The sequence below is a fragment of the Corallococcus sp. AB018 genome, assembly GCF_003986945.1.
Taxonomy (GTDB): domain Bacteria; phylum Myxococcota; class Myxococcia; order Myxococcales; family Myxococcaceae; genus Corallococcus; species Corallococcus exiguus.
This window is the reverse complement of the sequence record NZ_RAWR01000339.1, coordinates 1-7,142: the sequence shown is the minus strand read 5'-3', so window position 1 is coordinate 7,142 and position 7,142 is coordinate 1. Positions and strand designations below refer to the sequence as shown.

At 69.5% G+C, this 7,142-nt stretch carries 5 protein-coding genes; 3 read left to right on the top strand and 2 right to left on the bottom strand.

Annotation, left to right across the window (positions count from 1 at the left end; all coding sequences use genetic code 11):
• A partial coding sequence (locus D7Y11_RS40595; protein ID WP_233607561.1) for a hypothetical protein occupies nt 1-1,512 on the top strand: 1,512 nt, incomplete at its 5' end.
• Between the two features lie 62 nt (nt 1,513-1,574).
• On the opposite strand, the gene D7Y11_RS40590 is transcribed toward D7Y11_RS40595, so the two are convergent.
• Nucleotides 1,575-1,838 carry a hypothetical protein gene (locus D7Y11_RS40590; protein ID WP_126936351.1) on the bottom strand — a complete coding sequence of 88 codons (264 nt, stop codon included), beginning with the start codon at nt 1,836-1,838 and terminating at the stop codon, nt 1,575-1,577.
• Nucleotides 1,839-2,012: 174 nt separating this feature from the next.
• Nucleotides 2,013-4,862, bottom strand: coding sequence for a fused MFS/spermidine synthase (locus D7Y11_RS40585; RefSeq protein WP_233607560.1), 2,850 nt, complete (start codon nt 4,860-4,862; stop codon nt 2,013-2,015).
• A gap of 76 nt (nt 4,863-4,938) precedes the next feature.
• Between D7Y11_RS40585 and D7Y11_RS40580 the strand changes: the two genes are divergently transcribed.
• Nucleotides 4,939-5,925, top strand: coding sequence for a sensor histidine kinase KdpD (locus D7Y11_RS40580; protein WP_120581292.1), 987 nt, complete (start codon nt 4,939-4,941; stop codon nt 5,923-5,925).
• A gap of 7 nt (nt 5,926-5,932) precedes the next feature.
• Nucleotides 5,933-7,142: sigma-54 dependent transcriptional regulator (locus tag D7Y11_RS40575; RefSeq protein ID WP_148139272.1), on the top strand; the 1,210-nt coding region annotated here is incomplete at its 3' end.

Sequence of the window (7,142 nt, the reverse complement as noted above, 5' to 3'; positions counted from 1 at the left end):
CCCCCGGCGCTCAGTAGGCCCCACCCGAACACCATGCGGCTCCGCGCCCTCCTGCCCGCCCCAGTGGCCCTGTTCACGCTGGGGCTCATCCTCTGGCTGGGGTTCCTTCCCCTTCGCAACTACGACCTGTTCTTCCACCTGGCGGGGGGCCGCTACGTGCTGGAGCACGGCTTCAACCCCGTGGACCCGTTCAGCGTGACGGGCACCGCGGGCTGGGTCCCCCACGAGTGGGGCTTCGGCGTGCTCTGCGTCCTGCTCATCAAGGCCCTGGGCGCCGCCGGTCCCTCGCTCCTCGTCGCCTTACTTGTCGCGGCCAACGTGCTCCTGCTCTGGGTCGCCCTGCGGCGCGCGGACGCCCAAACCTCCCATCTCCTCGTCCTCGCCTGTCTGGGATTGGTGTCGGGCGTCCAGGCTTCCACCTGGATCCAGGAGCGTCCCTTCCATCTGGGACACCTGCTCTTCGTCTTCGCCGCCCTGGGCGTCCAGGTCTGGCGCCAGGGCAATACGCGGGTGCTCTGGGCCTTTCCGCTCCTGGGACTCGCCTGGGCCAACCTGCACGGCAGCTGGCTTCTGGGCCCGGCGCTGCTCGCTTCCACCGCGATGGGCACGGCCCTGGATGACCGCACGCCCGCGTCGCTCCGGCGCTGCGGGGCCGCGCTCGCGGTGGCGCTCGCGATGTTCCTCGTCGCGGGCCTGTCGCCGGACGGCCCCCGCATCTACCTGTATCCGCTCGAACACTCGCTGCTCTCATCCACCCAGCACATCAACGAGTGGCGTCCGCTGGACCTGGATGCTGGCTGGAGCTGGGTCTACCTCTTCCTCTTCGGTGCGTGCCTCTTCGTCATCGGCCGGGCCCGCGTGCGGCGCGCCGCTGCCCTCCTGCCCGCGCTCGTGCTGGGCATCGCCGCGCTGAAGGTCCAGCGCCATGCGCCGTTCGCGTCCGTGCTCCTCGCCCTCACGCTGGTGGAGCACGCGCGCACGAGCGACGCGCCCGCCCTCCCCCGCTTCCTGTCGTGGCTGGAGCGCCCCATCGCCACCTGGAGCACCGGAACGTCCCTGGCTCTGTGGCCCACCGTCCTGCTGGCCGGCCTGTTCGCGCTGAACGCGGGGGCGCCCCGCCCTGTGGAGAAGGGCACGCACCCCAACATCCCCCTGCCCGTACTCCAGACGCTGAGCCAACAGCCTCCGGGCCGCGTGCTCAACCGCTTCATCATGGGCGGCCCCATCTCCTACTTCGCGGGCGCCCCGTACAAGGTCTACATCGACAGCCGGAATGATCCGTTCCCCGCCGCCATCCACCAGGCCTATGAGCGGCTCGTGTGGTCCGAGCCCGGATGGGTGCAGGCGCTGGATGCCTATGATCCGGACTACGTGGTCTGGGACACGGAGAACCCGGGCAACCTCCTGCTGGATCACCTCCAGAAGCGAGGCGGCTGGCGTGAGCTGGCGAAGGCGAACGGCTGGGTCCTCTGGGCGCGGGAGCGCACGAGGACGACCGCTTCACCCCCCTGAAACACGAATGGCAGGCCCTTCCAGTTGGAGGGACCTGCCATTCACCGAAGCCCGGAAGCGGCTCAGTAGGTGTTGTTCTGACCGAAGGACTTCATGGTCTTCTTGTTCAGCGTGTCGTTGGACACCTGGCCGTCGTTGGCCACGTCGTCGTTACCGGCCAGGGCCGCCGCGGAGGCGCCGAACAGCTTGCGGATGTTGTCACCGAACAGCGTGATCACGCCGATGGCCGCGATCGCGATCAGGGCAACGATGATGATGTACTCGGTCATGCCCTGACCACGGTTCTTGCGGAACTGCTTCTTCGGGGCCTTCGCGATCGCGTTCATGGGAAACTCCGGGGGTCGTTGCAGCGGTGGAAAGACACACCCTGCGGGAAGTCAGGGTCGATACGGACAGTACAACGGGCGGGCAAGCACCTCCATCCGTCAACGGGAGGATGGGGGGGCCTGATCAAGGAATATCGCGGGTCTGGACCCACTCAAGGTTTCATCCCCCCTGTTTCAAGGCGCTCCGGGCGCCGCCGTGGGCATCCGGGAGGTCCTCCCGCAGGCGTCCGGCGGCAGGGCCTCACAGTACGCCTTGAACGCCCTCTGCAGCTTCGCATCCTGGGGGTGGAGCGCCGCCACCTCGCGGCCCACCACCAGCGCCCCGTCCGCGTTCATCGGCGTCCACACCGTGCGCGAGGCCCAGGTCCGGGCCGTCACCAGCTTCAGGTACTCCGTCACCAGCTCCGGGGAACGGCCGCCCCGCGCCACCTCCGGCTCCAGCAGCGATGCCGCCAGGGTCAGGTCCCCCTGCGCCAGCACCGCCCGGCCCAGCGCGAGCGCCGACGCGGGATCCTCCGGCGCCAGCGAACGCCACAGCGCCGCCACGCCCCGGACGGTCGGATCCTTGTCCGAGTGGTAGCGCTCCACGTTGCGGTACAGCCCCGCGGCCTGCTCGGCGGTGGGCGGATAATCGCGCAGGTACTGGTGCAGGAGCAGCCCGGGCCCTGTCTCCGGCGACCGGCGCTCGTCGTTCACGCGCACGTCCAGGTTCGCCAGGAAGAACGCCACCGGCGACGCGTACTCCAGCAGGTTGTGGTCGTCCGTGTTGATGGGCCCCTCGCCCGCGAAGTCCTTCTGGCCTGCCTCGGTGTGCACCTGCTTGGACAGCAGGCCGAACAGGTCGTTGATCTCCACCCGCGACAGGTCCGCCTTCACGTCCGGCCGGGCCATGCGCGCGGCCACCTCCGCCGCGTTGAACGACAGCGGCTTGCGGCTGGCCACCATTACCAGGTCCTCCGGGCCCAGCCACGTCGTGGCGTGCGGGAAGGTGTCCTGCAGCGTGCGGATCACCAGCCGCACCAGTTCGCGGTTGCTCTCGTAGGTGTGGATCCACTGCACCATCACGCCGTCGTCCGTCAGGTGCTTGTCCACCAGTTGGAAGAAGTCGCGCGTGAAGAGGCCGGACACGCCTGTCACCCAGGGGTTGGAGGGCACGCTGATGATGAGGTCGTACTGGATGGGCGCCAGCGCCATGAACGTCTTCGCGTCGTCGATGTGCACGTGCGTGCGCGGATCATCCACCGCGTTGCGGTTGTCCGCCTTGAACAGGCGCGCCGCATCGATGACCGCCGGGGAGATTTCGACCATGTCCAGGCGCTCCACCGGGTGCGCCAGCACGCTGCCCGTGGTGATGGCCGCGCCCGAGCCGATGACGAGCACGTTCTTCGGGTCGCGCGGGTGCAGCAGCGCGCCCAGGTGGCCCGCCATCACCTGCGTCTCGATGTCGCTCCCGTTCGACGCGTCCGTCTTCCCGTTGATCTTCATGAAGCGCAGGTTGTCGCTCGGCAGGTCCCCCACCATCACCGTGGCGAAGGTGTCGTCCGCGTAGAAGCGCGGGACGATGGCCTTCTCCGTGCTCTCCACCAACTTCGCGTAGCTGTCCGGCGGCTTCTGGTGCGCGCGGATCGCCGCGATGTTGGACAGCCGCTGCGGCCAGCCGTGCATGCCGCCCAGCACCACCACCGCCAGCACCGCCGTCACGCCCACCGGCGCCAGCGTCCGCCACGCGGGCACCGCGCTTGCGCCCTCCCCTTCCTTCGGCGCGGACAGCGCGTGGAACGCCAGCGCCGCGGAGAGGAGGTTCGCCACCGCCCCCGCGATGAAGTTGCCCTGCATGCCCCAGAAGGGCATCAGCACCAGCCCGCCCAGCACGGAGCCAGAGAGCGTGCCCGCCGTGTTCCACAGGTACACGCCGCCCAGCTGGCGCCCCACCTCGGACACCTTCGCCGTGGCCACGCGGGCCGCCGCCGGAAACGCGATGCCCATGATGAACGTGGGCACCAGCAGCACCAGGCAGCAGAACGCGAAGGTGATGCCCTGGAAGACAGGCCACGTCTCCACCGCGCGCGTGAGCATCCACTCCGACCAGCGGAACAGGTGCGGCAGCCGCACGTACAGGGGCAGCGCCACGCAGAGACTCAACACCAGCCCCACCTGCGTCCAGCCATACAGCTTCAGCGAGTCCCCGCCCTCCTTGCGCGTCATCAGCCAGAAGCTGCCCAGGCCGATGCCCAGGATGAACGCCGTCAGGATGAGCGTGAAGGCATACGTGGACGCCCCCAGCACGATGGACAGCAGGCGGATCCACGTCACCTGGTACAGCATGGACGTGAAGCCCGACAGCATCACGCCCACGAGCGCGGCCCGCACCGCCCGCCGGGGATAGGCCACGTCCTCCGCGCCCGCCGCCGCCCCCACTGTCACCGCCGGTGGGTGCTGACGTGCCAGCGCCAGCGCCGCCAGTGCGAGCAGCACGTTGATGCCCGCGGCCAGCTTCGCGGACGCGGACAGGCCCACCAGCGGAACCAGCCGCGTGCCCGCCACGTAGACGCCCACCGCCGCGCCCAGGCTGTTGATGGCATACAGCCGCGCCAGCTCCTTGCGCACCCCGGCGAGGCTCGCCGCGAAGTGGCGCACCAATGCCGGCAGCGTGCCGCCCATGAGCAGCGTGGGCACCACCAGGGACAGCGAGGACACGAGCAGGCGCGGCGCCACCCGCAGGCCCTCCGGCACGTGGGGCGCCAGGGTCAGCCACAGGTGCTCCAGCGCCCCCAGGACGTATGGGAACGCCAGCGCGTACAGGCCCACGCCCAGTTCCAGCACGCCATAGAGCGCCAGGGGGTTCTTCACCCGGTCCGCTGTCCGCCCGAAGACAAACGCCCCCAGCGCCAGCCCCCCCATGAACGTGGCCAGCACGACGGCGTGCGCCTGGCCGCTGTTGCCCAGCACGTTCCCCAGGTATTTGGACCAGACCAGCTCGTAGACGAGCGCCGTGGCCCCGGACAGGAACAGAAGGGCCGCCACAAGGTTCTTCGGAGGACGTGCGGTGCTGGTCATAAGGACAGCGCTCGACGTTACCCGGTATGTTTCAGGTCCACCAATGAACGCCCATCTCCTGCAAGCCGCGCAGCTCGCCTGGTCTCCCAACCTCCGGGTGACACGCGCCGAAGGTGACTGCGCCCAGGTGCTGCGCCGCGACGCCAAGGCGCTCGTGGGCATGTCCCTGCACACCGCGCTGGGGGTTCCCCAGGAGCGTGCCCGCGAACTGGATGCGCGCGCGCGCGAGGACCGCCGCGCGGTGGAGTTCGTCACCCTCTCCGCGGGAGGCCCCACCGGCAACCCGCCCGCCAACCACCTGCGGCTCGTGCTGGGCATGGACGGCGAGGAGGCCGCCGCGGGCGTGCTCGACCTGGGCACCGTGCTGGAGGGCGCCCCGCCGGTGCAGATCTCCAAGCTGTCCTCGTCCCTCAGCCATGAGATCCGCAACCCGCTCTCCTCCGTGAAGATGGCGGTGCAGACGCTGGCCCGGAACACCGGTCTGTCGGACCGGGACAAGCGGCGGCTCACCATCGCCAACCGCGAAATCCGCACCATGGAGCGCATGCTCTGGCTGCTCTCCGAATACGGCCGCGAGAGCGCCGCGAACCTGGACGCCCACGCCCTGCGCTCGGTCGTCCAGGAGGCGACCGCCATGGTGGCCCCGGAACTGGCCGAGCGCCGCATCGAGGTGGATGTGAAGGAAGAGGCGGACCTGCCCCGCGTGAGGGTGGATCCCAACCGGTTGAGGCCCGTGCTCGCTCAAGTCCTGCTCAACGTGGCCATGGGCCTGCCCGAAGAGGGCCGCGTCCAGGTGACGCTGCGCCAGGACGACCCCGGCCACGTCAGCCTCATCCTGGATGATCCAGCCGCGGCCCTGCCTCCGGATGAGCGGGGCACGCTGTTCGACCCTTTCGGCTCGCGGCTGGCGCGGGGCGCGGGGCTGTCCCTGGCCGCCCTGCGGCGGGTGATGACGGGTGTGGGGGGCGACGTGGCGGCCCAGGGGAGCGCGGAACCGGGGATGGTGTTCACGCTGACGTTCGCCGCCTGAGGACCCCATGGAGACCCTCCTCATCGTCGACGATGACGTGTCGCTGCTCGAAACCCTCACGATGCATTTCGAGGAGATAGAGCAGGACGACGGGCAGCCGCGCTACCAGGTGGTGACGGCCACCAGCGCGGCCGCGGGACTCAAGGCCGCCCAGGAGAACATGCCCAGCGTGGTCATCCTGGACATGATGCTCCCGGACCGCACGGGCCTGGAGATCATCGAGGAGATGAAGGGCCTGTGCGGCGACGCGCGCATCATCCTCGTCACCGCCTACCACGACATGGAGACGACCATCCGGGCCATGAAGGCCGGTGCGTTCGACTACATCCACAAGCCCTTCCCGGATCCGGCCGCCCTGGACCTCGTCGTGGAGCGCGCGCTGGAGTACCGCCAGCTGTCGCGCCGCGCGGATGAAGTCCACCGCGAGAACGCCGTCGTCCGACTGGGCGACATCGTGGGCACCAGCCCCTCCATGCAGCAGCTGGTGAAGGAGATTGGCAAGGTCGCGAGCAGCACCGCGACGGTGCTCATCAACGGCGAGAGCGGCACGGGCAAGGAGCTCATCGCCCGCGTCATCCACAACTACTCCTACGACGAGCCCCGGCCCTTCATCGGCATCAACTGCTCCGCCATCGTGGACACGCTGCTGGAGAGCGAGCTGTTCGGCCATGAGAAGGGCGCCTTCACCGGCGCGGTCGCCGGCAAGCCCGGCAAGTTCGAGCTGGCCGAGGACGGCACCGTCTTCCTGGACGAGATTGGCGACATGTCGCTGATGCTCCAGGCGAAGCTGTTGCGCGTGCTCCAGGAGCGCGAGTTCGAGCGCGTGGGCGGCGTCAAGCGCGTGAAGCTGCGCGCCCGCGTCATCGCCGCCACCCACCGCCACCTCGCGGACGAGGTGGACCAGGGCCGCTTCCGCGAGGACCTCTACCAGCGCCTCAAGGTGATCACCCTCGTCATCCCGCCTTTGCGTGAACGGCGCGAGGACATCCCCCCGCTCGTGAAGCACCTGCTGGAGCGCATCAACGAGAAGGTGCACAAGCGCGTCACCCGCGTGCCCCACGAGGTGATGGAGCGCCTCACGCGCCTGCCCTGGCGCGGCAACGTGCGCGAACTGGAGAACGTCCTCACCCGCGCCGTGGTGCTCGCGCCGGGTGACGTGCTCCGGGGTGACGACCTGCCCGCCCTGGAGGCGACCCCCTCAGGCCCCATGGACCCCC

What these genes read in the sequence shown, in the direction of transcription:
- D7Y11_RS40590 (WP_126936351.1), bottom strand. Translation starts at nt 1,838, where the DNA reads ATGAACGCGATCGCGAAGGCCCCGAAGAAGCAGTTCCGCAAGAACCGT.
- D7Y11_RS40580 (WP_120581292.1), top strand. Translation starts at nt 4,939, where the DNA reads ATGAACGCCCATCTCCTGCAAGCCGCGCAGCTCGCCTGGTCTCCCAAC.